The sequence below is a fragment of the Amycolatopsis sp. cmx-11-12 genome (assembly GCF_046269425.1).
Taxonomy (GTDB): Bacteria; Actinomycetota; Actinomycetes; order Mycobacteriales; family Pseudonocardiaceae; genus Amycolatopsis.
Window position 1 is genome coordinate 26,597 of record NZ_JADNQM010000014.1, and the last position, 25,449, is coordinate 52,045.

The window sequence follows — 25,449 nt, forward strand, 5'->3', positions numbered from 1 at the left end:
GCGGCCTTGCACGGCCTTCGACGGTATGTGCGTCGCGTGAGCGAGGAGCTCGGGCTCCAGGGTGAAGCGTTCAACGCGCAGACCGAACCGACCGCGAGCGCGTATCTCGCCTTGGACCGGCGGCTTCCCGACCGGCCCGACCGCGATGTGGCGTTGCTCTGGACCGAGCGGCACGGCTGGGCGTTGACGATCGAGACGAACGCCGGTGAGGATCTCGTCGTCGCCGGCTACCTCACCGCCGAATCGCTCCCGCCGCCCCAGGTCGTCGCCGAATTCGCGCAAAGCCTGCTCTCGGGCGAACGCTCGCCGAGACCGGAGCCGCCGCCCCACTTCGACGGCGAGGCCGATTTGACGCGCAGGCTGGCGTCGTACCCGACCCCCGACGCCGAGCCCGCCTTCCCGCGGCACGGGTGATCGCCCTCGCTCCGTTCTGCGACCTCATGTCCCGGTGGGTGATGATGGGGCCGGATTCCCGAAACGGAGGTGGCGACAGTGGACAGTCGGCGCCGGGAACGGCTGTGGCGGCTCGTCACCGAACGCGTGGCAGACCGGGACCCGGACACCGGATGGGTAGGCGTCGTCTGCGCGGTCGCCGTCGGGGAACTCGACGTCGACGGTTCGGCGGTCTCCCTGCGTCTGCGGGACAACGACCAGGAGCTGGTCGCCGCGGACGGCCCATGGGCGACGTCGCTGGAGGAATTGCAGTACACGGTCGGCGAAGGCCCCGGCGTCGAAGCCTTCACCGCCGGTGATCCCGTGCTGGTCGACGAACTCGTCACCGACGTACAACGCTGGCCGGGGTTCGCCGACGGTGCCGCGGCGAGCGGGGTCGGCGCGGCGTTCGCGTTCCCGCTGGGAGTCGGCGCGCTGCGGCTCGGCACCCTGGACCTCTACCGCCGCGAGCCCGGAACGCTGGGCCGGGAGGGGCTGGGCGACGCGCTCGCACTGGCCACCCTCGCCACGACCGCGCTGCTCACCGACAGCAACGGCGGGGGCGACCCGCACGCGCAATGGGCTCGGCACGACGTCGCGGGCCACTACGACGACGTGAACGTCGCGACGGGGATGCTGGCCACCGAACTAGGGATCAGCCTCGAAAACGCCATGTTGCGGTTGCGCGCCCACGCCTTCAGTCACCGGCTCCCGGTGACCGAGGTCGCGCGAGCGGTGCTCAACCGGCAACTGCGTCTCGACGCGCCGCAGGAGTGAAGGCCCCGATCACCTCGCCGGCAGCACCCGGCCCCGGACCTCGCCGAACCCGATCCGCCCGCCGTCCACGCCGGGCGCGGTTCCGGTGATCACGACCTCGTCGCCGTCCAGCAGGAAGGTGCGCTCCTCCCCCTTCACGGTGAGCGGTTCCTTGCCGCCCCAAGACAATTCAAGGAACGCGCCGCGCTGGTTCTTCTCCGGTCCGGAGATCGTCCCGGATCCGTACAGGTCTCCCGTGCGTGACGACGCGCCGTTGACCGTCAGGTGCGCGAGCATCTGGGCGGGCGACCAGTACATCTCGCGGTAAGGCGGACGGCTGACCTCCTCGCCGTTCCATTCGACGACCAGGTCGATGTCGAGTCCCCACGGGTCGCTCTCCCGCAGATACGGCAGCGGCACCGGATCCGTCTGGCCGGGCAACGGGATCCGTGCGGCCGCCAGCGCCAGGATCGGCACCACCCAAGGGGAGATCGAAGTCGCGAAGCTCTTGCCGAGGTGCGGGCCCAGCGGAACGTATTCCCACGCCTGGATGTCGCGCGCCGACCAGTCGTTGAGCAGGACCGCGCCGAAAACGTGGCGGGGGAAGTCGTCCGGGGCGATCGGGGTGTGCGGCGGGGTTCCGGTGCCGACGACGAAACCCAGTTCCGCCTCGATGTCCAGTCGCGTACTCGGCCCGAACACCGGTGCCGCGTCGGCCGGCGCCTTGCGCTGACCGTTCGGGCGCACGATATCCGTACCGGAGACCAGGACCGTGCCGGATCGCCCGTGGTAGCCGACGGGGAGGTGTTTCCAGTTGGGCAGCAACGGTTCCGCGTCCGGGCGGAACAACCGGCCGACGTTCGACGCGTGATGCTCGGAGGCGTAGAAGTCGACGTAGTCCGCGACCTCGATCGGCAGATGCATCGTCACCCGCCCGACGGGATGCACCGCACCGTCGGGGATTTCGCCGGTGGCCAGCTCGCGGATCCTCTCCCGGACCGCCACCCAGCGGTCGTATCCCTGCGCCATGAACGGGTTCAGCGACGGCGCGGCGAAGACGTCGTCGCCGAGTGCCGCGGCCAGATCGAGGACCGAGTCCCCGACACGCACGCCGACGCGGGCGGGATCGCCGTCGACGGAGAACACGCCGTAGGGCAGGTTTTCGATCCCGAACAGGGAGCCGTCGGGGATGTCGATCGTGGTCATGCCTCTCCTCGGGGCGTCTCGAGCAGGCCGAGCCCGGCCAGTTCGGTCAAGGGGTCGGTGATGCTGCAGGTGCCGAACGACGTGAAACCCGCGCGGGCGGTGGCGACCCGGTCCGCGTCCAGCGCCCGCAGGCGCGCGGCGACGACCGCGCCGTCCCGCTCGGCGAGCAAGGCTTCCGGGTCGCCGTCGGCGCGGAGGACGGCGTCGGTGGCCAGCAGCAGGTTCAGGAATCCGTGCTGTTCGAAGCCGGTCTCCGGATCGGTGTTGCGGAGCGCGTGGTGCAACCCGGCGGTGGCCTTGAACGGAACGCCCGCCTCGACGGCCGTCCGGACCGCGGCGGCGAGTTCGGCTTCGTCGGGATACAGCTCGGCCCGGACGCCGCCGGTGCGGAACTTCGCGCGGTGGCCGGTACCGGAAAGAGCGGTCAGCAACGGGACGCGCCGGTCGTCACGCGGGATCTCGACGTAAACCGGTGCGGTGGCGCCGGAAATCGCGGCGAGCAGGGCGTCCGGTCCCATACCGTCCGGCACGGCGATTTCGAGCGCGTCGAGTTTCACCGGCAGCGTGGCGACAGCCTTGAGCACGCCGGCGAGTTGCGCGGGACCACCCGGGAGCGTCACCGCGACCGGCAAGGGAACGTCGCGTCCCGCGAGGACACCGTCGAGGTCGCCGAGTGCCGTGGCGGCGACCACCAGCGGCCCGACGAGGTCGGCGTACCAGGCGGAGACGTACTCGTCGTGCGCCACGACGGCGTCCGGCAGCGGAGCCAGACCCGGTGGGAACACCGCGGCGTCGTCACACAGCCCGGCGAAGAGCGCGGGAATCCGCCCGCCGTCCACCATGGTCTCCTCCTCGCCGATTTAGTTCACACTTTTACTAACTGCTGGCAGCGTAGTCCGGTCGCTTGGGGGACGGGAAGGGGTCGTGAGTGGTTTGCCAGTCGATCGCAGGTCCGTGAAGGGCCACCTCGCGACTGCCCCGTGGCCGTGTCGCGAAAGCCACTTTCGAGACATCAGACGTCCCGAAAGTGGCTTTCGCGACACCCTGGATGGCGGCCGCAAGTAGAGGCCTCACTTGCGGCTGCGGGTGCCGAACTCGGCGCGGCTCGTGATCAGCTTGCCCAGCAGCATCACCAGGATGCGCTGCTCGGTCTCGGTCAACGCGTTCGTCCAGCCGAACTCGCGCTCGTTGTGCTCACGGAAGACCGAGACCATCTCCTCGTGCCCGGCCTCGGTCAGCGACAGCTGCACCGACCGGCCGTCCCGTTCGTCCGGGACCCGGTGGAGCATTCCCTCCGCGACCTGCGATTTGACCAGATTCGACACCGCCGCCCGGCTCATCCCGGTCAGCCGGGCGGCGCTCGTCGGTTCGAGCGGACCGGCGAGCCAGACGACGAACAGCAGCCGGAACGCCGACCAAGACCGGCCGCGCGGCCGGTGCACGGCGGCTTCGAGGTCGTAAGTGACCAGGTCGGAGGCCCGGTTGAGGGTCAGCAGCACCTCGGTCGCCAGCTGGTACCGGAAGCCGTACTCCTGCGCGAGCCGCTGGTTGGCCAGCGCCACGAACGACCAGAAGTCCAGCCCGGCCGAGTCCACGTCTTCCATCGCCGAACACTAACCTCCTCTCTCGAAAATGGTCAAAGTCGAAACTAGTTTCCCGAAATAGAGATATCTCCAACAGAAAGTCGTGATCATGGAGCTTCCTCCATGGCGCACGACCAGTCCTCACCGGTTAGCTGAAGGCATGAACAGAACGGAAGTGCCACCGGGGACCGCCCGGGCCGTGCGAGTGGCCGCGGGTGACCTCGTGCGGGTGATCGACGTCGAAGGAGGCCAGGTCGGTGACGTGTTCGCGTTCACGGACAGCGGTCCCGAACTGGCCGAGCACCACAGCGCGGCGCACACCCGCGCGGGGACCGACAGGCTGTTCCCCACCGTCGGCGAGTCCTTCGTGACCGACCGGCGCCGCCCGATCCTGACCCTGGTCGAGGACACCTCCCCCGGCGAGCACGACATGCTCATCCCCGCCTGTGACCCGGCCCGGTACGCCGCGCTGGGGGCTCCGGAGCACCGGTCCTGCGCGGCGAATCTGCGCGAGGCGCTGGCCGACGCCGGGCTGAGCTTCGTGGGTCCGACCCCGCAGCCGATCAACGTCTTCATGCGCATCCCGGTCGGCGAGGACGGCCGCTTGAGCTGGCTCACCGCGTCTTCGCGGCCCGGCGACGCGGTGACCCTGCGCGCCGAACTGGACTGCGTCGTCGTGGTCTCCGCCTGCCCGCAGGATCTCGTGCGCATCAGCGACGCCGGGCTCACCCCGCTCGCCATCGAAACCGTCCACAATGGAGGAACCCTGTCATGACCACCACCGTCGAACACGCCCATCCCGCGCTGGCCCCGATCACGCTCGGCGGCCTCGCGCTGCGCAACCGCTACGCCGTCGCCCCCATGTCCCGCGTCTCGGCGCGGCCCGACGGCACCCCGACCGGCGAGATGGCCGATTACTACGCCGAATTCGCCCGCGGTGGCTTCGGCTTGGTGTTCAGCGAGGGCACCTACCCCGACACGGCGGCCAGCCAGGGGTACCTCAACCAGCCGGGCCTCGCGCGTGACGAGCACGTCGCGGGCTGGCGTGTCGTCACCGCCGGGGTGCGCGCGGCGGGCGGCCGGATGATCGCCCAGCTCATGCATGCCGGGGCGATCGCACAGGGAAATCCGCACCAGGATCACACCGTCGGCCCGTCGGCCGTCCAGCCGCTCCGGGAGAAGATGCGCGCGTACGGCGGTTCCGGGCCGTGGCCCGTACCCCGGGAGCTGACCATCGCCGAGATCGACGACGTCGTCGCCGGGTTCGCGGCGGCGGCCGAGCGCGCCCGTCAGGCCGGGTTCGACGGCGTCGAGGTGCACGCGGCCAACGGTTACCTGCTCGACCAGTTCCTCACCGACTACACCAATCAGCGCACCGACGAATACGGCGGACCGGTCGCCAACCGGATCCGGCTGACCGCCCGCGTCGTGACCGCCGTCGCCGAAGCCGTGCCGGATCTGCTGACCGGGGTACGGCTGTCGCAGACGAAGGTCAACGACTTCACCTACCGCTGGCCCGGCGGCCGCGACGACGCCGAGGTGATCTTCGCGGCGGTCGCCGAGGCAGGCGCAGGCTACCTCCACATCGCCAGTGAGGGCCGAAACTGGCTGGAGACGGCGAAGCTGGCCGACGGCGGCACCATCACCGCCCTCGCCCGGCAGGTCACCGGTCTGCCGGTGATCGCCAACGGCGGCATGCACGACCTCACCCAGGCGCAAGAGGTGCTCGCCGGCGGGCACGCCGACCTGCTTTCGCTCGGCCACGGCGCACTGGCCAACCCGGATCTGCCCGCCCGCGTCGCCGCGGCGGAACCCCTGGAGGAATTCGACCGGGCGATGGTCTCCCCCACGGTCACGGTGGCGAACTCGCGCCGCTGGCGGGAGAGTCGGCAAGCGTGACGGAAACCAGCTGGCACGGCGGCGCGGCCGCCGTGGCGACCCTGACCTTCGACGTGGACGCGGAGTCCCCGATCCTCGCGCGAGGCCGGGGCTACGCCGAACACCTGTCGACCATGTCGCATCAGGCGTACGGGCCCCGGGTCGGGGTGCCACGCATCCTCGACCTGCTCGACGAACTCGCCGTGCCCGCGACGTTCTTCGTGCCGGGCTGGGTCGCCGAACAGCGGCCCGGCCTGGCCACCACGATCGTGGAACGCGGACACGAGGTGGCCCACCACTCCTACAGCCACCGGCCGCCGACCGCGATGACCGTGGCCGAGCAGCGGGCCGACTTCGAGCGCGGCATGGCGGTCTTCGCGAGCCAGGGCATCGAGATCAGCGGCCATCGCGCGGCGGGCTGGGAGTCCACTTGGGACACTCCGGGACTGGTGGCCGAACACGGGCTGAGCTACGACTCGTCGCTGATGGCCGACGACCGGCCCTACCTCATCGAAACCGAGGCTGGCCGGATCGCCGAACTCCCGGTGCATTGGTCGCTCGACGACTGGGAGCAGTACGCGTTCCTTCCCGCGCCACAGATCGGTTCGGTGATCACTTCCCCGGTGCGGGTGTTGGAGCTGTGGCGCGCGGAACTGGACGCGATGCGCCGCTACCGCTGCCTGTTCAATCTGTGCCTGCACCCGTTCCTGTCGGGCAGGCCGGGACGGCTGGCCGCCGTACGGGCGCTCATCGAGTTCGGGCTCGGCCTCGGTGACGTCCGGTTCGCCCGGTGCCGGGACGTGGCGGCCGCGGCGCTGGCCGACCCGGCTCTGCCCGCGGAACCCTTGCGGCGCCTCGAAGTCGACCCGGCGGTCTATCCGGACTGACCTGCTTCCAGCGCCAGGAACAGGTCGACGCGGTCCGCGGTCCGCCCGACGTCGCGGCCGGTCAGCTCGGTGACCTTGGCCAGCCGGTTGCGCAAGGTGTTGACGTGCACGAAAAGGGCGGCGGCGGTCGGCGCCCACTGGCCGTCGTGGTCGAGGAACACCCGCAAGGTCGCTTCGAGGTCGCCGTCGCGGGCGCGGTCGTGCTCGCGCAGCGGGCCGAGCAGGGCGTCGGCGAAAGTGTGCCGCCACTGCTCGTCGTGCGACTCCAGCAGCAGCCGGTAGCTGCCCAGCTCGGCGAAACTCGCCGCCACCGGCCCGCCGCGCCTGCCGCGAAGCACGCGGCAGGCTTCGCGGCTACGCGACAACGGCGTGCGGAGTTCGGCGGCGCCGGACACGGGATCGGCCAGCCCGACCACGACGCGCCTGCCGCCGAACCGATGCGACACCGCCGCCGCCAGCCGGGGCGCGAGGGCGGCGGGCGACTGCGTCCCCGAACGCCAGGGCAGCACCGCCACGACGTCCCGGCTGCCCGCCGCCACGACCGCGGGCAGCCCGTCCGCCAGCAGGAAATCCGTCACGGCCTCCGCCATCCCCGCCCACGTCGCGGTGTCGTCGTCGCCCGCGAACGCCAGCGCGAGCACCGTCAGCGGCCCGTCCGGGTCGACCCCGAAGGCACGCAGCCTGCCGGGCACCTCCGCGACACGCTGCGCGCCGGAGAGCACCATGTCCAGCAACTCGACGGCGAACCGCATCTCGATCGCCTGCACCGCCTGGTGCCGGGCCACCTCCAGACTGAGGTAGCGGGCGGTCTGCTCCAGCGCGTCCCGCTCCTCCTGCGTCAGCTCGGCAGAGGGACGCAGGCAGAGCAGCGCGGCGTCCGCGTCGCCGATCGCGCCGACCGGGAACAGCGCCGCTCGCGTCCCCGCGCCCAGTTCCGTCTCCAGCGGCGGCGGACGACTGGTCAAGGCCTCCGCCGCGGCACGCAGTTGCCCGGCGTCCAGTTCGGCACCGGCCGCCGCCAGCTCGCGGCCCATCCGGTCCACGACCACCAGCGGCAACTCGTGCTCACGGCGCAGAACCGCGAGCACCCCGGAAGCGCCGTCGCCCCTCGACAACGCCGAGGTCAGCTCGTCCCCTCGCCGCACCAGCGACATCAGCGCGTTCTGCCTGCCCCTGGCCTGGATCGCCGCCGCCGCACGGGTGACCGCCGTGAACGGCACCGCTATCGAGATCTCCAGCAGGGGCAGCCCGGCTTCCCGGCACGCCTCGGCGAGCGCCGCCGGAGTGTCGCGTTGTTCCACGCGCAGGCCGAAGATGATCCCCGCCGCTCCCGCGCGGACCACCCGTTCGACGAAGTCCGCCGGGCCGGTGCGGTCCAGCCAGAGGCCGTTGGTCAGCACGACCTCGTGCTCGCGCACGTACGGCGCGGGGTCGGGCAGCTCGGTGTTGTGCACCCACAGCACCTGCTCGGTCAGTGCCCCGCCGCGGCCGGGGACGACCACCCGCAGTTCGAGATCCGGGTCCGCGACCAGCGCCGTCAAGCTCAGCATGACTGTGAATATATCCAGCCGAATACGTCCATTGTGGATGATCGGCCATTTCATCGGTTTTTCATGATCGCTGGCTAGCGTGTCTCGAAGACCCCGCGGAATTTCGAGGAGACCGACTGTGACGGCAGCTTCACGCATGATCGCCGAGCGCTACACCCTGCTCGAGGAGCTGGGTCGCGACGGGACGGCCGTGCTGTGGCGCGGCGAGGACGGGCCGGACGGCCGCCAGGTCGCGATCAAGGAGCTGCCGCTGCCCGCCCACGAGCCCGCTCTCGTGGAGCGGCTCCGGCGGGAAGCCCGTGTCGCGGTGGATCACCCGTCGGTGGTGCCCGTCCACGATGTCGTGGTGGCGGACGGGACGGCGTTCCTCGTAATGGACCCGGTGGAAGGGCGGACCTTGGAGGAGTGGGCGTCCTCGGGTCCGATGCGGCCTCGGTTCGTCGCCGAAATCGGCGGAAAGGTGCTCGGCGCGCTCGCCGCCGCGCATACGGCGGGCATCGTGCACGGGGACGTGCGGCCCGCGAACATCCTGGTGGGTCCCGACGGCGCGGTGAAACTGACCGGCTTCGGGATCGCCAAGGCCCTCGACCCGGTCGGCACGCCTGCCTTCCTCGCCCCCGAAAAGATCGCGGGGCACGACGGCACTCCCCACTCGGATCTCTGGTCGCTCGGCGTGACCCTGCTCAGCGCGAGTGAGGGCGGCAATTTCTTCCAACGGGCGAACGTCGCGGCCACGCTGTACGCCGTCGTCAACGAGCAGCCGTCCTTCGACCGGACGTACGGACCGCTCGCGGACGTCCTCCGCGGGCTGCTGGCGAAAGCGCCACAAGCACGCCTGCTGCCGGACCACGCGCTCCCGCTGCTGGCGCAGGCCGCGAACGGGATCGAAGCCCCCGTGCCGCTCCTGCCCGCGCCGCCGCGCCCCGGACTGACCACGCCGTCGGTGTTCGCGGTCCTGGCGGGGGTGGCGGGCATGGTGCTCGGATTCGCTCTTCTCGGCAACGCGATGCTGATGCACGAGGCGTATTACTTCTTCGAGTTCTATCACCCGTGGATCTCTCTGGGAGACATCACCTTGATCCTCGCCGGAGTGGCCGCGGTGGCGGGGGGCGCGAGCCTGCTCGCCAGGGTCCGGGCGGGGCAGGTCATGCTCAGCGTCTCCGCGCTGCTGACGCTGATCTCGCTGTGTCTGCTGACTTTCCTCGGCGAGGAGCGGATGCACCTCGGCCTTCCGGTTCAGCCGGATCTCACCATCGATGTCCTCGTTCTCGTCTTCGCCGTCGTCCTGGCGGGAGTCGTCTGGTTCGTCCCGGCCAAGCGCCCTGCTGTGGGCTGATCCGCTCACAGCAGAGAAAGCGGCGGACAGCGGGTCCCCGGCGGCAAGGTCGGGGCATGAGCGACTACGAGAAGCAACCACTCTTCGACCAACGCCTCCGGGAACGGTTCTTCAGCCAGCGCGTGCTGGTCCTCGACGGCGCGCTCGACGACGACAACGGGACGGTGCTCACCACCCAGCTGCTGTCGCTGGCGAGCGAGGATCCCCGCAAGGACATCGCCTTGTGGATCCACTCGCCGGGCGGTTCGGTCCCGTCGATGCTCGCCATCCGCGACGTGATGCGGCTCGTGCCGTGCGACGTCGCCACCCTCGCGTTGGGACTGGCGTGCAGTGCCGGGCAGTTCCTGCTGTCCGCGGGGACCAAGGGCAAACGGTTCGCCCTGCCGCACGCGCGGATCCTGATGCACCAGGGTTCGGCGGGTATCGGCGGCTCGGCCGTCGAGGTGGAGGTGCAGGCGGACGACCTGCGCTACACGCGGGACACGGTGCTCGGCCTCATCTCCGACGACACCGGACAGCCCATCGAGCGGATCTTCGCCGACTCCCTGCACGATCGCTGGTTCACCACGGACCAGGCACGCGAATACGGGTTCATCGACCACGTCGTCGACAGCCTCGACCAGGTGGTTCCCGTGCGCACCCACAAACTCGGCCTCGGCTCGGAAAGGACTGTCGGCGCATGAGCACCTACACCATCCCCAACGTCATCTCCCGCAGTCCCGCCGGCGAGCGGATCATGGACGTCTACTCGCATCTGCTGTCGGAGCGGATCATCTACCTCGGGACCGCGATCGACTCCGGCGTCGCGAACGCGTTGATCACCCAGCTGCTCTACCTGGAGGCGGACAACCCGGAGCAGGAGATCAACCTCTACATCAACACCGAGGGCGGCGACCCGTCCGCGATGCTCGCGCTGTACGACACCATGCGCTTCATCAAGGCGCCGGTGGCGACGACCTGTGTCGGCCAGGCCGTCGCGGCGGGCGCGATCCTGCTGGCCGCGGGCGAGGCGGGGCACCGGTTCGTGCTGCCCCACACCCGCGTGGTGCTGCACCAGCCCGCGGCGCAGGGCCGGGGCACCATCCCGGACCTCATCCTCCAGGCCGACGAGGTGGTGCGGGTGCGGACGCAGCTGGAGGAGATCCTTTCCGTGCACACCGGCCGCTCCGTCTCGGATCTCCGGCACGACACCGACCGGGACCGCGTGTTCGACGCGGCGGGTGCCGTCGCCTACGGGCTCGCGGACCGCGTCCTCGACAGCCGGAGCTAAGCGGCCATGAGCAAGGGGCCCGCCGGGCGGCGGCCGACCGCGAGGCCTGTGCTGCCGCCCCGCCGGACCGTCCCCGCAATACCGAAGAGCAGGTCCGCGAGATCGATCCCGAGCGCGCCGGTGACCGCGGCGATCATCTCACTGGACGGCTCTTTGCGGCCGCGCTCGATCTCCGAGAGGTACTGCGGCGAGATGCCGGCGCGTTCCGCGATGTCGATCAGGCGGCCGCCCTGTTCCTCCCTCGCCGCGCGCAGGCTCTGGCCCAGCACGTCACGCCACAGCGGCTCCGGCTCGGGATCAGGGCGCTTCTGCTGGAAAGGGAGGATGTCCGCCATACGGTCATCCTGACATCGGCCCGGGGCCCGCGCGGGTTGTTCCGCTCAAGGCGAAACCCGGGCGGGGTCACGAGCCTCGGAACGCCGGTCTCCTCCAGCGCCGACGACCGACAGGCCGCTCTCGGTCGCGATGATCCCCGCGAGCGAGACGGCCTGTTCGCTCGTGATCTTCGCCCCGCGCAGGGTCAGCAGGCCACGGACACCGGACAACCGCGAGCCGCGGAGGTCACAGCCCGCCGCACCGGTCACCGCGAATTCGGTGTCGGTGAACTGACAGTCCACAAAGGTCAGATTGGCCAGATCGCCGGAGAATACCGTCTCCCGGAACGAACATCCGGAGAACACGACCGCGTTCTTGACCCGCTCGACACCCACCGACGCGTAATCGAACTGCGCGTTCTCGACGTACAGGTCACTGGCGGAGGCGATCGAGACACCCAGCCCGATCGCCCGGCAGCGAAGGATTTCGACACGGCGTACGGCCAGTTCGCGGATCGCCGCGTTGGACAGGTCGACACCTTCGAGAACCACATCGGAGAGCGTGAGCCTGTCGAGCCGGGCGTTCGCCAGGCTCACGTCCGAAACAAGGGAATGCGCGATCTCGCCGCCGCCGCTGACCCCGTCCTGCTCACCGCCGTCGAGGTGGACAGCGTCGAAATCGAAATCACCCTGGAACAAGGCGGGCTCGCGGGCGAGGCCGTCCCGCTCGACCGAAGGCCGCCGGACCTTGACGCCGTCGAAATCCCGGAAATCCATGGACCGGACCGTACCCATCCACGATCCCGCACGAAGAAAAGGGCCCGCCCGAAGGCGGACCCTTTTCTGACCACCAAGGTCAGTCCCGGACGCCCTTCACGGCGTCCTTGAGCTTCTCCCCGGCCTGCTTGACGTTGGCCTTGCCCTGCTCGGCCTTGCCTTCGGCCTGCCACTGCTCGTTGTCCGTGGCGTTTCCGGCGGCCTCCTTGGCCTTGCCCTTGAGTTCTTCGACCTTGTTCTCGGCTTTGTCGTTCATCAGGCCTCCGTTCGTTGTCGTCCGGTGCCCTCCGGATACCCGCCCAGCCCGCTCCGAAACGACTTGCCCGACGTGGCGACGGACACGTTCGAGCCAGGCCGCCGCGGCCGCTTCCCGTGCCGCAAGCCCTCATCGCTCGCTACCGGTGTGGCCGCACGGGTAGACCGTCTTCGCGGCGAGCGCTTCACACGCGGGACAGTTGTTCACCGGCCGCTCGCGACGGCCCCAGTAGGGGTGGGTGGCCCCGCAGAGCGCGGTGACCAGGTCACCACGGCCAGGATCCGGAGCGCACACGGGACAGTAGGCGTGCGCGGCCCGCTCGATCTCGGCGGTCATCTGTCTCCTCCCGGAAGAGCGGTCGTCCAGGTCATCGTCGCCGTGGTGCCGTCGCCCCGGTACCGGCAGTCGGAGTGATCCGCCAGGCAGGCGTCCGGAGCGAGCCCGCCGCGACACTAGTGCCGTCCCCCGATCGTGGATCGCCGTGGCCCTGAATGGCCGATGTGCGCTACGGCATCCGGTCCTATCGTTCGGACGCATGGCGAGCGACTTGCAGCGGCGCAAGATCTCGGGTGTTTTCGCCGCGATGGACCTCGACGGCGACGGTTTCCTTCAGGAGCAGGACTTCCAGGCCCTGGCGGACCGCTGGGCGCGGCTGCGCGGGCCCGGTGACGAGCGGCGCCTGACCGGCATCATGCTGAGCTGGTGGACGACCCTGCTGACGGCGTCGGACCTGAACCGCGACAACAAGGTCACCCTCGACGAGGTCCTGCTGGTGGTGGACAAGCTGCCGGACATGCCCGAGGCCGTGACCGCGACCGCCGACGCGATGTTCGAAGCGATCGACGAGAACCGGGACGGCTTGATCTCCGCGGCGGAGTACCGCCAGCTGATCGAGGTCTGGAACGGCCGCCCCACCGACACCGACGCCACGTTCCCGCTGCTGGACTCCGACGGTGACGGAATGCTGTCCCGGAACGAGTTCGCCGCGCTGTGGCTGGAGTTCTGGGCGGGTGACGACGCCGAGGCGCCGGGCACGCTCGTCTTCGGTCCACTGGCGGCCTGACGTCCGTGCTGCCCTTTCGTTCAGTGCCGATGACCTTGCGACCCGAAAGCCGCCGTACCGGGGCCGAATCACGCTAGCGTCGGTGATGCGGCCGGTGACGGGCCAGGGGCTCACGCTCCGCCCGGTCGCGACGCAGGCACGTCCGCCACCCCATGCGGCCGTGCCGTGTCGGTGGTGTCCTGGATTCGGTGCCTTCCCATCACCCCCCTGGGGCGGCACCGCACCGGATCACACCGGTCCCGCGCAGACGGATGTGCGCCGACCGATGGCCGGCGCACATCCGGTCGCGGCTTTCGGGCGGACCCACCGTCCATACGGGCCAGAACCGCCGGGTGACGAGTCGCGGGCGCTCGAGTCCACTCAAGATGTCAGACGTGGACGCCGTGCAGGAAGCCCAGTCGATCGCCGTCTGCGCACTGCACAACTCCGGCAACACGGCCGAACTGGCGAGGATCGCCACGAATCCGCCGGACTGGTCGGTGGCGTCGAGCGCGATCGCACTGAGCCTGCTCGACCGGTGGGCCGAAGCGGCCGAACTGTTGGCGGAGAACGATTCGTGGCGCACCGAATCGACGGTTTCCGCGATGTTGGGCGAACTCTTCGGCAGCCTTGCCGAACTCTGGGCAGGCCGCTCCGCGCGCTTCGGCGCGAACCTGACCGAACGCGAGCGGTGGCCGTTGAGGACGGCGAGGCGGCACCGGAACGACCAGATCACCTCGTACGTCGCCGCGCTGCTGGTGCTCGGCGAACGGGCACGCGCGGAAAAGCTGCTGTCCGACGAGGTCTTCCCCGAAACCGGACTGCGTGACAGCGAACGTTCGATGCTCGCGGCCATGCGTGGCGAGTCCTCCCTCGCGGTCGACTTCGCCCACCGCTGCGTGGCCGACCGGTCGCGGCGCGGCTACAACATCGGATCGGCGGCGATGCACCTGTCGACCGTGACGGTCCTGCTGTCGCAGGGCCGGGTCACCGCGGCCAGGGAGCTGCTGACCGCCGCCCGCGCCACGGCCCCGACGCTGTCGCATCTGCTCGACGTCGCGGAGGCCAGGGTCGACATCGCCTTGGGTGAGACCGACCGCGCCGCCGGCCGCCTGCACACGGCCACCCGCGGACTCGCCGTCGGCACGGACATCGCCTGGGCCGACCTCGCCGAACTGGCGTTGCGGGCGAACGACCGTGCCGGGGCGCAGAAGGCGCTCGACGCGCTGGAGGATCTCGCTTCCGCGATGCCGACCGGGCGGGTGCTGCTGCATCGGCATCTGGTCCGGGCCTGCCTCGGCCAGGAGCCGGGCGGCGAATGCCTGTGGCTGGCCCGCGAACGCGCGCAGCCGCTCGAACTGGCCGTCGCGGCCGAACGCCTGGTGCGGCACGGCGCGACGGATCCCCAGGTGCTCACCGAGGTCGACCTCCCCGGCTGGACGGTCGCCGAGAACGGCCGATACGCCTCGTGAACGCGCCGCACATCCGGGTGGCCGTCTACTCGGCCGACCCGGTCACCCTGGCGGGGCTGGTCGGCCTGCTCTCGCCCGCCGCGATGCTCGACGTGGTGCCGTCCGGTGTCCGGGGCGCGGACGTGCTGGTGGCCGCCGAGGACCCGGTCGAACACGACCTCCCGGTGCTCCGGCGGGCGGTGGCGGAACAAGGCGCCCTGCCCGGTGTGCTGATCGCCGGGCCGCTGCCGGCGGCGGGCCACCAGGCGGCCGTGACGGCCGGGGTGCGCTGCCTGCTGCCGCACCGGGAGGCCGGGGCGGAACGACTGATCGCGGAGGTCATGGCCGCGCGGACGGCGGTCACGTCCTCCCCCGGGAAGCTGGCCGCCGAGTACGACGTCTCGACGGGCGGGGCTTCGCTGTTCCACGAACGCGAGCTCCGCGTGTTGCGGCTGATCGCGGAAGGCAAGGAGACCGCGGAGATCGGCGAGGCGATGGGCTACTCCCAGCGCACCATCAAGAACATCCTGTACCGGGCCCAGCGGCGACTGGCGCTGCGGAACCGGGCACAAGCGGTCGCCGCCGCCATCCGCGCCGGCCTGATCTGAACCCGACCTCGCGAGTTCTCCGTCCAATCACGTGAGTTCGCCGTCTAAGCACGTGAGTTACGCCTTCAAGCACGCGAGTTACGGGTTTCAGCACAGGGGCGTCGTGACTCGGACTAGCTGAGTGATTCCGAGAAGTGCAACCCCGCGAAGGAATCCTTCCCTTAACCGTCCATAAAGGACACGACATGCTCGGGTGGCCGTGGCCGTCTCGGTCACGAACGCCCCTTCGGCGCGAACCAAGGTCGCGAAGGCCTCCTTGCTTACCCTCAAGGTAGGCAAGGAGGCCTTCACGGCCTTGGCGATACGGACATACAGCATCTAATCGGACGATTCGGCTCGAAAAGTGTCCTTTACGTGATTTTTCACGGAATCAACCGGCTAGATGACCCCGGCCCGCACCGCGTACGCGACGGCGTGCGGCCGGTTCCGGAGGTTTAAACGTCCGGTGATGCCCTGGATGATGTGCTTGACGCTGCGCTCCGAGTAGCTGAGTTCCCCGGCGATCTCGACGGTGTCCTTCCCGTCGGCCATCAGGCGCAGGACGTCGATCTCCCGGGTGGTGAGCCCCGCGGTGTTGACGCCCATCGGGTCGAGCACCTCGCGTTGCAGCCGTTCGACGTGCTTGAGCAGTTCGCCGAGCAGGCTCGGCGGGAGCACACCGCCGCCGGACGCCGCCGCGCGGACCGCGTGCGCCAGCCGCTCACCGGTCGTCGCGGAGCGCGGCAGTACCGCCACCACCCGGCATTCGATGGCGGGCACCAGTTCCGCCTCGCTGATCTGGCTCACCACGAGCACCACCGGCTTGCCGTCCTCGGAGGCGAGCCGCCGCAGCCACAGCACGATCTCGGGGGTGAGCCATTCGGCGGCGAACACCAGTACGTCGGTGTCGGCGCGCTGCTCCCAGTCCCGGATGTCGATCCCCTGCTGCGTGCCCAGCTGACTGGCCAGGCCGGCCGTGGTGATCGGATCGGGCGCGTGCACCGCCACGGTGATCTGTCGGGTTTCCGTGTCCACTCTGTCCCCTCCGCTTGATCCGCGGCCCCAGTCGGATGGGACACAGTCTGCGAAGGAGCTCTTCACGAACTCTCCACGAGTTCTCAACGAGGCGTGAAGGACTTCGTGGCCTGCTGAAACGCCTCCACGTACTTGGGAAGCTCGTCCAGGATTTCGCGGAGCCTGTCCTCAGGCCCGGTGTAGTCCGGGTCGGCGAGCAGGGCGTACCCGTAGGCCAGCGTCCGCCGAAGCTCGGCGACGCGCGCTTCGGCCTCGGCGGCGTCGAGCACCAGCCTGCCGTCATGGGCGAGGCCGAGCAGGACATCCCCGGCGAGTCGCTCCTGATCCTGGCTCACCGATCCAGCATGCACAGCCACGCATGCCATCCACCAGCGCCGGACGACACTCTGCCCCCGAGAACGCCGGGTCTTGCCCTGTCGCCCCTCATCTGTCCGCATCATGAAACCCACATGAACGGCGCCGAAACCCACACGGTGGCTGCCCGATTGATTGCGAAACCCACAACGGCGCCACTAGGGTTTTCCACTAGCGGTTTTCGCCGAGCAGTATGCTCTTTCGAAGTCGGACGCACAGGCGGCAGGTCATGGACGAGGTTCCCTCGCTGACGGTGCGGCTGCTGGGCGGTTCCCCCGCCTGGCACGGCGACGGCGAGATCGCGCTCGGCCCCGCTCAGCGGCAGGCGGTGTTCGCCACGCTCGCCCTGCACGCCGGCCAGTTCGTCTCCCGCAAGGAGATCATCGACGCCGTCTGGGGCGAGCGGCCCCCGGACAGCGCCACCGGCATCGTCTACACCTACGTATCCGCGCTGCGCCGCGCACTGGAGCCGGCGGGCGAACCGCTCGTCGCCACGCGTGCGGGTTACAGCCTCGACCTGCCGAGACAGCAGGTGGACGTCCACGTCTTCGAGGCCGAATTGGACCGGGCCCGCACACATCGGCTCGCCGGTGCGCACCAGCGGGAACTGGAGTCGCTGCGCTCGGCGCTCGGGCAGTGGCGGGGTTCCGCGCTGAACGGGATCCCCGGCCCGTTCGCCGAAACCCAGCGCGCCCGGCTGAACGAACTGCGGATGAGCGCGGTCGAACGCCAGGCCGAGGTCGCGCTGCACCTTGGCGGCTACCGTGAACTCGTCGGCGAACTGGCCGTGCTGGTCGAGCGCCATCCGTTGCGTGAAGGCCTGCACCGGATGCTGGTCACCGCGTTGTTCCGGTCCGGCAGGCAGGCCGAGGCACTGGCCGCGTTCGACCGCGCCCGCGAGACGATCATCGAGCAGTCCGGCCTCGAACCCGGCCCGGAACTGCTGGCGCTGCGGCAGCGGGTCCTGGACGGCGATCCCTCACTGCACCACCAGGACCAGCCGGAACGGCACCGGCCGACGCAGGCCCTGCCCGAACGGCCGTCCGCGTTCGTCGGCCGCGAGTTCGAACTGGGCCGCCTGCGCCGGCACCTGTCCGCGCTGATGGACGAAGGCCGCGGCGGGACGGTGTGGCTGGACGGCGAGGCGGGCAGCGGCAAGAGCGCGCTGCTGGCGGAAGCTCTCGCCACGGCGAGACACCGGACAAACTGGGTCGAAGCCGATGAACTGACCAGCGCGGTCCCGCTCAGCCTCATCGCCGACTGCCTCGGTGGCGAAGCGCTCGAAAGTCTCAACAAGACGGTCACCGAACTGTGTGAAGACGGGCCGCGGGTGCTCGTCTTCGAAGATCTGCACTGGGCCGACGAGGAGAGCCTGCTTGCCTGGCAGCGGCTTCACCGGCTCACCACGCACCTGCCCCTGCTGCTGATCGGCTCCGCGCGCCCGCTCCCCCGGCGCCGCTCGCTCGACGTCCTCCGCTCGCGGCTCGAAGGCGAGATCGTCTCGCTGCCGCCGTTCGACGGCGTGGGCGTCGCCGCGCTCGCCGAGGAGTCCCTGGCCAGGGACCCCGGCGAGGAGTTCCTGGGGTTCGCGGCCGAATACACCGTCGGCAACGCCGGCTACCTGTGCGAACTGTTCGCCGAGTTCGCCGACGGCCGCGACGTGACCACCGCGCCGCACAGCCGGATCGCCGCCGTCGTGGAAGATCACCTCTCCACGCTTTCCTTGCCGTGCAAGCGAACACTGAATTCGGCCGCGTTGCTCGGCTCGTCGTTCACGGTCGCCGACCTGGCAGGAGTCACCGGCCGCGAACTGCGGGTGCTCATCGAGGTCGTCGAGGAGGCGCTCGCCGCCCGCGTCCTGGAAACCGAGGACGACCGTCTGCGGTTCCGAGTCCCACTGGAACGGTCGGTGTTCGCCGCGAACACCCCGCCCGCGATCCGCGCCGTGCTGCACCAGGAGATCGCCGCGACCATGGCGGGCTCCGGCGCGCCCGCGGACCGCGTCGCCGAGCAGCTTCTCCAGGCAGGGGACGAACTGACCGCGGCATGGATCCCGCAGTGGCTGCTCGACAACGTCGGCGCGCTGTCCACCGGGCCCGCGGTCGAACTCCTCCATTTGCTTTCGCACCAACGGAATCTCACCGAGGACCAGCACGAGAGCCTGACCGGGGAACTCGCCGCGCTCCTGTTGCCCGGCCCGTGAGATGAAGGACGCTTTCATAGCAAAATTTGCTATGAAAGCGTCCTTCATCTCAGCCAGGGCCGCGGTCCGAAGCACGAACAGGCTCACCGACCGGGTGCGCAACCGAGCCGCCACTCGAACGTCCTAAACTGCGGGGACACAGTAGTGATCCGGCCACTTTCGGTGCATGACGAGAAATGGAGCCGGTGTGACGAACGGGCTGCGCGTCGAGCTGCTCGGGCCGCCTCGTGCCTGGCTCGAAGACGTCGAGCTGAAGCTCGGGCCCGCCCGCCAGCGCGCGGTCTTCGCCACCCTGGCGGCACGCTGCGGCCAGGCGATCTCGCTCGGCGAACTGATCGCCGGCGTCTGGGGCGGGTCGGCGCCCGCCAGCGCCACTGGCAGTGTCCACACCTACGTCTCCGGTCTGCGCGGGGCGATCCGCAAGGCGGGCGGCGCCGCGCACGAGGTACTGCGGTCGTCCGGATCGAGCTATGTGCTGCGGCTGGACCGCGAGGCGCTCGACGTCCACCGGTTCGAACAGGACGCCGCCGACGCCAGGAGGCTGCTCGCGAACGCGGATCAGCGGGGTGCGGCCGCGCGGCTCACCACCGCGCTCGGCCTCTGGAGCGGCGAGGCCTATTCCGGCGTGCCCGGCCCGTTCGCCGAGGCGGAGCGCGTCCGGCTGGAGGAACTCCAGCTGACCGCCACCGAATTGCGGGCCACCGCACTGCTCGGCCTCGGCGACCACCGAGAACTGGTGGCCGAACTGACCGCACTGGTCCAGCGGCATCCGTTGCGCGAGTCGCTGCACGAGACACTCATGCGCGCCCTGCACGCCAGCGGACGGCCGATCGAAGCCCTGACCGCCTACCGCGAGGCAAGGCGAGCACTCCGGGACGAACTCGGCGTCGAACCCGGCGCCCCGCTGCGCGAACTGCACCAGCGCATCCTGGACGGCACCGAAAAACCTGTCACCGGACCGAAACCGGCTCCGCTGCGGATCGTGCCGCCGCCGGTGGCCAAGGCGATCGAACGCGGCGGCCAGGGGTATCTGCCCGGGCGTTCGCGCCAGGTCGAACGGCTGCACGGCTTCGTCACCGACGTGCTCGCCGGCCGCGGCCGCCCGGTGTGGCTCGAAGGCGAACCGGGGATCGGCAAGTCGGAACTGCTGATCGCCGGGCTGTCGAGCGCCGCGGCCCGCGGCTGCCAGCTCGCCTGGACCGCGGCCGACGAGCTCCAGCAACGATTCCCGCTCCAGGTGATCATGCAATGCCTCGGGGTGCACCACGGCGCGGCGGATCCGGCCAAGGCCAAGCTGGCCGGTGAGCTGCACGCCGAGCCCGCGCACGGGAACTGGGGCCCAGCCGACCCGATGTTGTCCACTGTGGACAAACTGCTGGCGCTGGTCGACGAGACCTGCGCGGCCGGCCCGCTGGTGCTGGTGATCGACGACCTCCACTGGGCCGACGAGGCCAGTGTGCTGCTGTGGCAGCGGCTGGCCGCCGCCACCCGCCAGCTGCCGTTGCTGCTGGTCGCCGCCACCCGCGCCGGGCACGGCCGCCGGGACCTCGCCCAGCTGCGACGCGGGATCGAGGCGCGGGACGGCGAGATCATGCCGGTCGAGGTGCTGGCCGACGACGACGTCGCCGCCGTGTTCGAAGCGATCCTCGCGGCGAAACTGGGCCCGAGCCTGCGCCCGCTGGTGCGGCGCGCGGCCGGGAACCCGCTCTACGCCAGGGAAATCGCGCACGACCTGGTCCGGACCGGTTCACTGCGGATCAACGCGGGCGTGGCCGAGGTGACGCTGGACGGCACCGAGAACGCGCCGCGGTCGCTGCTGGCTGCGGTGGGCCGCACGCTGGAATGCCTCGACCCGGCCACCACCGAGATCCTGCGCACCGCCTCGCTGCTGGGCGCGGAGTTCGCGGTCGAGGATCTCGCCGCGCTGGCTGGGCAGAGCCCGCTGGAAGTCCTGCGGGAACTGGAACCGGCCATCACCGCCGGTGTGATCGAGTACGCCGGCGACAAACTCGCCTTCCACCACCCGTTCCAGCGGCAGGCGCTCTACGGCGGCATCGCGAAACCGGTCCGCGCCGCCCTGCACCGGCGTGCCGCCGAGTCCCTCGCGCGGGCGGGCGCGCCGATCAAGCGGGTCGCCGAGCAGCTGGCGGCCGAGCCGGTGCCGTGTGATCCGTGGCTGGTCGGCTGGCTCACCGCCAACCACGTCGCGGTGTCCAACCGCGCCCCGCACATCACGGCCGACCTCCTTCGCGGCGCGCTCGACAGCACGGTGCCCACCCGCGAGCAGCGGGAGACGCTGATCGCCGCGCTGGTACGCGTGCTGTTCCGGCTCGAACAGGCCCCGGAGGCCGAGGCCGGACAGGCGGTGAAGACGGTCCGTGACAAGGCGGATCTGGCGCAGATGCGGCATTTCCTCGCCGCCCTGCGGTACCGCCGCGGCGACACCCCCGGCGCGATCGAGGCACTCGGCGACACCGCGGACGATCCGTCGATGCCGGAGCTGTGGCGCACCAGTACCCGGACCCTGCTCGCCAACTTCCGGCGCGGCACCCTCGACGATCTCGACGAGACCGAACGGATCGCGCGAGGCCTGTACGCCGAAGCCGTCGAGGCGAGCGAACGTTATCCCGCCGCGCACGCCCAGCAGACGCTATGGCTCGTGCATTCGATCCGCCGCGAACACGACCGGGCGCTGACCGCGATCGACGCCGCGATCGAGACCACCGGTGACGAAGCGGACCTGGCGACGCTGCGGTTCGACCTGCTCGACAACCGCCTCTTCACCTTGCAGAACCTCGACCGGCTCGAAGAAGCGGACGCCACGCTGCACGCCGGGTACGAGACGGCGGCGAGGCACGGCCTGCCGACCGGGCCGCAGGTCTCGGCGGCCGTGCACTACTACTGGACCGGCCGCTGGGACGAAGCGCTGGCCGAACTGGACTCGGTCACCGAAGACGGCCCGGCGATCACCTTCTACGGGGTGCGAGAGCCGGGTGCCGCCGCGCTGCTGCTGCACGGGGTCGCCGCCCTCATCGCGGGCCACCGGAACGAACGCGTCTCCGTCCGCGCGCATCTCGAAGCGGCCGAGGCGCATTCGCCGTCGAACTCGTCCGAGCGTGAGAGCTGCGATTTCTACCTCGCGGCGCTGGCGATGGCCGCCGAACAGCGCGGGGGGCTCGACGATGCGCTGCGGCTGTTCGCCCCGGTGCTGCGCCCCGACTACGCCCGGATGATGCTGCGCCACCAATGGCTGCCCGACGTCGTCCGCGTCGCGCTCGCGGCCGGGAACGACGACGTCGCACGGCAAGCGCTCGCCGTCTGCGCCGAAGAGGCGAGCCTGGAGACCGTGCCCGCCAGGGCCACCGCGGCCGCGCGCCGGTGCCAGGCGCTGATCGACGGCGATCCCGAAGGCGTGCTGGCCGCGGCCGACCACTATCGCGAGGTCGGCCGCCCGATCGAACTCGCGGCCGCGCTGGAGGACGCCGCCGAGCTGCTCGGCCGCGCGGGCTACCTCGAAGCGGCCACCCAGGCGCTCACCGAAGCGTGTGAGGTGCTCGGCCCGGTCGGCGCCGGTTGGAGCATCCGCCGGGCGGAGAGCAGGCTGCGCCGCCACGGCGTGCTGAGCCGTGCCGAGCAGGGTCCCCGGCACGCCGGTGCGCTGTCACCGCTGGAGCTCCGGGTCGCGCGGCTGGTGGCGGCGAAACTGTCCAATCCGGAGATCGCCGCGGAGCTGAGCCTGCCGCGGAGGACGGTGCAGTCGCTGGTGTCCCGGGTGCTGACCAAACTGCACGCCGATTCCCGGCTGACCGTCGGTGACCAGTTGCCGAGACGGCTCGCGTGAACCCACGACCGAGGAGAACCATGACCCGCGTGCTGGCCGGATTGACGGCCCTCGTGCTGCTGCTCACCGGCTGTTCGGGCACGCCGGAACCCGGCGGTCCGATCAAGCTCACCGTCGCCACCTTCGGCGAGTTCGGCTACGAGAAACTCTTCGACGAGTACGAGAAGACGCATCCGGGGATCACCGTCGAGGGCAGGGTCGCCGACTTCGAGACGCACCACCGGCAGCTCGCCACCGGCCTCGGCGCCGGTCGCGGCAGCGCGGACGTGGTGGCGATCGAGGAGCAGTACCTCCCCAAGTTCCGCCAATCCACGGACAAGTTCACCGATCTGTCCGAATTCGGCGTGCAGGGTCTCCGCGAGAACTGGCCGGCCTGGAAATGGGACCAGGGCACCGCCGACGGTGGAAAGTTCGTTATGGGCCTCGGCACCGACATGGGCAGCCTCGCCCTCTGCTACCGCCGTGACCTGTTCGCGAACGCGGGCCTGCCGACCGACCGCGACCAGGTGGCCGCGCTGTGGCCGACCTGGGAGAAGTTCGCCGAAACCGGTGAGAAGTTCAGTTCGAGGGCGCCGGACGTCAAGTTCGCCGACTCGGCGGGCACCATCTACACCGCGATGCTCAATCAGGCGGAGGAGAACTACTTCTCCAAGGACGACAAGTTCGTCGCCGACACGAACCCCAACGTGCGCAAGGCCTTCGACCTGGCGGGCGGAATGGCGCTGAAGAAGGAGACGGCCGCCGTCACCACCTTCACCCAGCCGTGGACGGTGGCGATCAAGCAGAGCCGGTTCGCCGCGATCACCTGTCCCGCCTGGATGCTCACCCAGATCGAAGAGGCGGGCGGCCCGGAACTGGCGGGCAAATGGGACGTCACCTCGGTACCGGGCAAGGCGGGCAACTGGGGCGGGTCGTTCCTGACCGTCCCGAAGCAGGGCGCGCACCGCAAGGAGGCCTACGACCTCGCCGTCTGGCTCACCGCGCCCGAACAGCAGAAACGGATCTTCCTGGACAGCGGCCTGCTGCCGAGCGCGCTGGGCGCCTACCAGGACGGTGCTGTGCTTTCCCACACCAGCAAGTACTTCAGCGACGCGCCGGTCGGCAAGATCTTCGCCGCGTCCGCCGAAGCGCTGCGGCCGAACTATCGCGGGCTGCGTGACGGCGAGGTGCGGCCCGTGTACGGGCACGCGCTCGGCCGGGTCGAAGAGGGACGGCAATCGCTCGAGCAGGCCTGGACGCAGGCGTCGACCGAAGGCCGCGCCGCGGCCGCCAAGTGAGCGGAGGCGACGTGACGCGCGGCTTTCCGGCAGGATTCCGCTGGGGCACGGCGACGGCGGCCTTCCAGATCGAGGGATCGACGACGGCGGACGGCCGCGGACCGTCCATTTGGGACACTTTCGCCGCGCGACCCGGCCGGGTGCTCGACGGCGCCACCGGCGACCCGGCCTGCGACCACTACCGGCGCTACCGTGAGGACGTCGGCCTGCTGCGCGAACTCGGTGTGCCGTACTACCGCTTCTCCGTCGCGTGGTCGCGGGTCATGCCGGACGGCCGCACGATCGAACCACGCGGGCTCGCCTTCTACGATCGCCTTGTCGACACGGTGCTGGAGCACGGGATCACCCCGATGATCACGCTCTACCACTGGGATCTGCCGCAGGCGCTGGAAGACGAAGGCGGCTGGCCCAACCGCGATCTCGCGAGCCTTTTCGCCGACTACACGCTGACCGTCCACAAAGCACTCGGCGACCGTGTCCGGCAGTGGACCACGATCAACGAGCCGTTCTGCGCCGCCTTCATCGGCTACGGCAACGGCGACCACGCCCCCGGCATCCAGGACGAGGGCGCCGCGGTGGTGGCGGGGCACAACCTCATGCTCGCGCACGGACTGGCCGCGCAGGCGTTGCGCGACGGCGGCGGCGAGCAGGAAGTGTCCATCGTGCTCAACTTCGCCCCGGTACTGACCGATGTGGACGATGCCGCACACCGCGAGGCCGCGCGCAAATTCGACTTCCTGCACAACAGGTTCTTCCTCGACCCGCTGCTCGGCCGGGGCTATCCGCCGGAGTTGCTGGCGGATCTCGCGCATCTCGGCACCCTCGAACCGGCGATCGCCGACGGCGACCTGGAACTCATCGCGCAGCCGCTGGACGTCCTGGGCGTCAACTACTACGCGCCCGCACGCGCTATCCCGCTCGACGATCCCGAGGCCGACAGCAACTGCCCGCTGCCGGGTCTGCGCGGTATGGACGTCACCCCGCCGCGCGGCGACGTGACCTCGCTTGGCTGGGAGCAACGGCCGGAGTCGTTCACCGATCTGCTGCTGTGGCTGCGGGATCACTGCCCCGGCTTGCCGCTCGTGATCGCCGAGAACGGTGCCGCCTTCGAGGACGAGGTCGTGGACGGGCGCGTGCACGACGAGAAACGCGTGCGGTACTTCGCCGAACACCTCGGCGCCGTACACGACGCGATCGAACGCGGCGCCGACGTCCGCGGTTACATGGCCTGGTCGTTGCTGGACAATTTCGAGTGGGCCATGGGGTACACGCAGCGATTCGGCCTCGTGCACGTCGACTTCGGCACGCAGGAACGGGTGCTCAAGGACAGCGCCCGGTTCTACGCGGACGTGGTGGCGCGCAACGGGCTCGAGGGAGTCGTGACCGGTCCGATCACGACTCCCTGAAGTGTTAT

The 25,449-nt window shown here is 70.3% G+C and carries 25 protein-coding genes; 15 read left to right on the forward strand and 10 right to left on the reverse strand.

The annotated features are described in order from the left end of the window. The first annotated feature begins 36 nt into the window (after nucleotides 1–36). Both ACLARN_RS20325 and ACLARN_RS20330 read left to right on the forward strand, forming a co-directional pair. Nucleotides 37–414 (forward strand): DUF6292 family protein, encoded by a 378-nt coding sequence (locus tag ACLARN_RS20325; RefSeq protein WP_409493009.1) that lies wholly within the window; start codon nucleotides 37–39, stop codon nucleotides 412–414. Nucleotides 415–492: 78 nt separating this feature from the next. After that, on the forward strand, nucleotides 493–1,209 hold the full coding sequence (locus ACLARN_RS20330; RefSeq protein WP_409493010.1) for an ANTAR domain-containing protein: 717 nt from the start codon (nucleotides 493–495) through the stop codon (nucleotides 1,207–1,209). A 9-nt stretch (nucleotides 1,210–1,218) separates the two neighbouring features. Here ACLARN_RS20330 and fahA read toward each other — a convergent pair whose 3' ends face one another. The 3 genes from fahA to ACLARN_RS20345 form a co-directional block, all read right to left on the reverse strand. Next, nucleotides 1,219–2,394 (reverse strand): fumarylacetoacetase, encoded by a 1,176-nt coding sequence (fahA, locus tag ACLARN_RS20335; RefSeq protein WP_409493011.1) that lies wholly within the window; start codon nucleotides 2,392–2,394, stop codon nucleotides 1,219–1,221. Further along, entirely contained in the window at nucleotides 2,391–3,236 is an 846-nt protein-coding gene (locus ACLARN_RS20340; RefSeq protein WP_409493012.1) for a hypothetical protein, read from the reverse strand. Before ACLARN_RS20340 ends, fahA begins: the two co-directional genes overlap by 4 nt. Nucleotides 3,237–3,464: 228 nt before the next feature. Then, nucleotides 3,465–3,998 (reverse strand): MarR family winged helix-turn-helix transcriptional regulator, encoded by a 534-nt coding sequence (locus ACLARN_RS20345; RefSeq protein ID WP_409493013.1) that lies wholly within the window; start codon nucleotides 3,996–3,998, stop codon nucleotides 3,465–3,467. A gap of 139 nt (nucleotides 3,999–4,137) precedes the next feature. Between ACLARN_RS20345 and ACLARN_RS20350 the strand changes: the two genes are divergently transcribed. Genes ACLARN_RS20350 through ACLARN_RS20360 form a run of 3 tightly spaced genes read left to right on the forward strand, consistent with a single transcriptional unit; the run spans nucleotide 4,138 to nucleotide 6,742 of the window. Next, the gene (locus ACLARN_RS20350) at nucleotides 4,138–4,752 is read left to right on the forward strand and encodes a DUF1989 domain-containing protein (RefSeq protein WP_409493014.1); all 615 of its coding nucleotides are present in this window, start codon (nucleotides 4,138–4,140) and stop codon (nucleotides 4,750–4,752) included. Continuing rightward, a complete protein-coding gene (locus tag ACLARN_RS20355) occupies nucleotides 4,749–5,876 on the forward strand; it encodes a tRNA-dihydrouridine synthase (protein ID WP_409493015.1) in 1,128 nt (375 codons plus the stop codon). Before ACLARN_RS20350 ends, ACLARN_RS20355 begins: the two co-directional genes overlap by 4 nt. Beyond that, a complete protein-coding gene (locus tag ACLARN_RS20360; protein ID WP_409493016.1) occupies nucleotides 5,873–6,742 on the forward strand; it encodes a polysaccharide deacetylase family protein in 870 nt (289 codons plus the stop codon). The genes ACLARN_RS20355 and ACLARN_RS20360 overlap by 4 nt, the downstream gene beginning before the upstream one ends. On the opposite strand, the gene ACLARN_RS20365 is transcribed toward ACLARN_RS20360, so the two are convergent. Next, nucleotides 6,730–8,292 (reverse strand): PucR family transcriptional regulator, encoded by a 1,563-nt coding sequence (locus tag ACLARN_RS20365; RefSeq protein WP_409493017.1) that lies wholly within the window; start codon nucleotides 8,290–8,292, stop codon nucleotides 6,730–6,732. The genes ACLARN_RS20360 and ACLARN_RS20365 overlap by 13 nt on opposite strands. A 118-nt stretch (nucleotides 8,293–8,410) precedes the next feature. On the opposite strand from ACLARN_RS20365, the gene ACLARN_RS20370 reads away from it, so the two are divergent. Genes ACLARN_RS20370 through ACLARN_RS20380 form a run of 3 tightly spaced genes read left to right on the forward strand, consistent with a single transcriptional unit; the run spans nucleotide 8,411 to nucleotide 10,898 of the window. Next, a complete protein-coding gene (locus tag ACLARN_RS20370; RefSeq protein WP_409493018.1) occupies nucleotides 8,411–9,628 on the forward strand; it encodes a serine/threonine-protein kinase in 1,218 nt (405 codons plus the stop codon). A gap of 56 nt (nucleotides 9,629–9,684) precedes the next feature. Then, nucleotides 9,685–10,311, forward strand: a complete 627-nt coding sequence (locus ACLARN_RS20375; protein WP_409493019.1) for a ClpP family protease — start codon at nucleotides 9,685–9,687, stop codon at nucleotides 10,309–10,311. Further along, nucleotides 10,308–10,898, forward strand: coding sequence for a ClpP family protease (locus ACLARN_RS20380; RefSeq protein ID WP_409493020.1), 591 nt, complete (start codon nucleotides 10,308–10,310; stop codon nucleotides 10,896–10,898). Before ACLARN_RS20375 ends, ACLARN_RS20380 begins: the two co-directional genes overlap by 4 nt. Here ACLARN_RS20380 and ACLARN_RS20385 read toward each other — a convergent pair. The 4 genes from ACLARN_RS20385 to ACLARN_RS20400 all read right to left on the reverse strand — a co-directional run bounded on the left by ACLARN_RS20385 (nucleotide 10,895) and on the right by ACLARN_RS20400 (nucleotide 12,581). Further along, entirely contained in the window at nucleotides 10,895–11,233 is a 339-nt protein-coding gene (locus tag ACLARN_RS20385; protein WP_409493021.1) for a helix-turn-helix domain-containing protein, read from the reverse strand. The genes ACLARN_RS20380 and ACLARN_RS20385 overlap by 4 nt on opposite strands. A 45-nt stretch (nucleotides 11,234–11,278) precedes the next feature. Then, the gene (locus ACLARN_RS20390; RefSeq protein ID WP_409493022.1) at nucleotides 11,279–11,989 is read right to left on the reverse strand and encodes a pentapeptide repeat-containing protein; all 711 of its coding nucleotides are present in this window, start codon (nucleotides 11,987–11,989) and stop codon (nucleotides 11,279–11,281) included. Nucleotides 11,990–12,068: 79 nt separating this feature from the next. Further along, nucleotides 12,069–12,245 (reverse strand): CsbD family protein, encoded by a 177-nt coding sequence (locus ACLARN_RS20395; protein WP_409493023.1) that lies wholly within the window; start codon nucleotides 12,243–12,245, stop codon nucleotides 12,069–12,071. Between the two features lie 129 nt (nucleotides 12,246–12,374). Continuing rightward, complete coding sequence (locus ACLARN_RS20400; protein ID WP_409493024.1) at nucleotides 12,375–12,581, reverse strand: hypothetical protein; 207 nt, start codon at nucleotides 12,579–12,581, stop codon at nucleotides 12,375–12,377. A 199-nt stretch (nucleotides 12,582–12,780) separates the two neighbouring features. Here ACLARN_RS20400 and ACLARN_RS20405 point away from each other — a divergent pair, with 199 nt between their 5' ends. The 3 genes from ACLARN_RS20405 to ACLARN_RS20415 all read left to right on the forward strand — a co-directional run bounded on the left by ACLARN_RS20405 (nucleotide 12,781) and on the right by ACLARN_RS20415 (nucleotide 15,346). Further along, nucleotides 12,781–13,308 carry an EF-hand domain-containing protein gene (locus ACLARN_RS20405; RefSeq protein ID WP_409493025.1) on the forward strand — a complete coding sequence of 176 codons (528 nt, stop codon included), beginning with the start codon at nucleotides 12,781–12,783 and terminating at the stop codon, nucleotides 13,306–13,308. Nucleotides 13,309–13,682: 374 nt separating this feature from the next. Then, nucleotides 13,683–14,759 (forward strand): hypothetical protein, encoded by a 1,077-nt coding sequence (locus tag ACLARN_RS20410; protein WP_409493026.1) that lies wholly within the window; start codon nucleotides 13,683–13,685, stop codon nucleotides 14,757–14,759. Continuing rightward, entirely contained in the window at nucleotides 14,756–15,346 is a 591-nt protein-coding gene (locus tag ACLARN_RS20415) for a helix-turn-helix transcriptional regulator (protein WP_409493027.1), read from the forward strand. Before ACLARN_RS20410 ends, ACLARN_RS20415 begins: the two co-directional genes overlap by 4 nt. Nucleotides 15,347–15,724: 378 nt before the next feature. On the opposite strand, the gene ACLARN_RS20420 is transcribed toward ACLARN_RS20415, so the two are convergent. Both ACLARN_RS20420 and ACLARN_RS20425 read right to left on the reverse strand, forming a co-directional pair. Next, entirely contained in the window at nucleotides 15,725–16,360 is a 636-nt protein-coding gene (locus ACLARN_RS20420) for a helix-turn-helix transcriptional regulator (protein WP_409493028.1), read from the reverse strand. A gap of 83 nt (nucleotides 16,361–16,443) precedes the next feature. Then, the gene (locus tag ACLARN_RS20425; protein WP_409493029.1) at nucleotides 16,444–16,695 is read right to left on the reverse strand and encodes a hypothetical protein; all 252 of its coding nucleotides are present in this window, start codon (nucleotides 16,693–16,695) and stop codon (nucleotides 16,444–16,446) included. A 248-nt stretch (nucleotides 16,696–16,943) separates the two neighbouring features. On the opposite strand from ACLARN_RS20425, the gene ACLARN_RS20430 reads away from it, so the two are divergent. From ACLARN_RS20430 to ACLARN_RS20445, 4 genes are all read left to right on the forward strand, one after another. After that, nucleotides 16,944–18,917 (forward strand): BTAD domain-containing putative transcriptional regulator, encoded by a 1,974-nt coding sequence (locus ACLARN_RS20430; RefSeq protein ID WP_409493030.1) that lies wholly within the window; start codon nucleotides 16,944–16,946, stop codon nucleotides 18,915–18,917. A 187-nt stretch (nucleotides 18,918–19,104) separates the two neighbouring features. Further along, complete coding sequence (locus ACLARN_RS20435; protein ID WP_409493156.1) at nucleotides 19,105–22,758, forward strand: BTAD domain-containing putative transcriptional regulator; 3,654 nt, start codon at nucleotides 19,105–19,107, stop codon at nucleotides 22,756–22,758. A 20-nt stretch (nucleotides 22,759–22,778) separates the two neighbouring features. Continuing rightward, entirely contained in the window at nucleotides 22,779–24,035 is a 1,257-nt protein-coding gene (locus ACLARN_RS20440; protein ID WP_409493031.1) for an ABC transporter substrate-binding protein, read from the forward strand. An 11-nt stretch (nucleotides 24,036–24,046) separates the two neighbouring features. Continuing rightward, a complete protein-coding gene (locus ACLARN_RS20445) occupies nucleotides 24,047–25,441 on the forward strand; it encodes a GH1 family beta-glucosidase (RefSeq protein WP_409493032.1) in 1,395 nt (464 codons plus the stop codon). Nucleotides 25,442–25,449 lie beyond the last annotated feature (8 nt).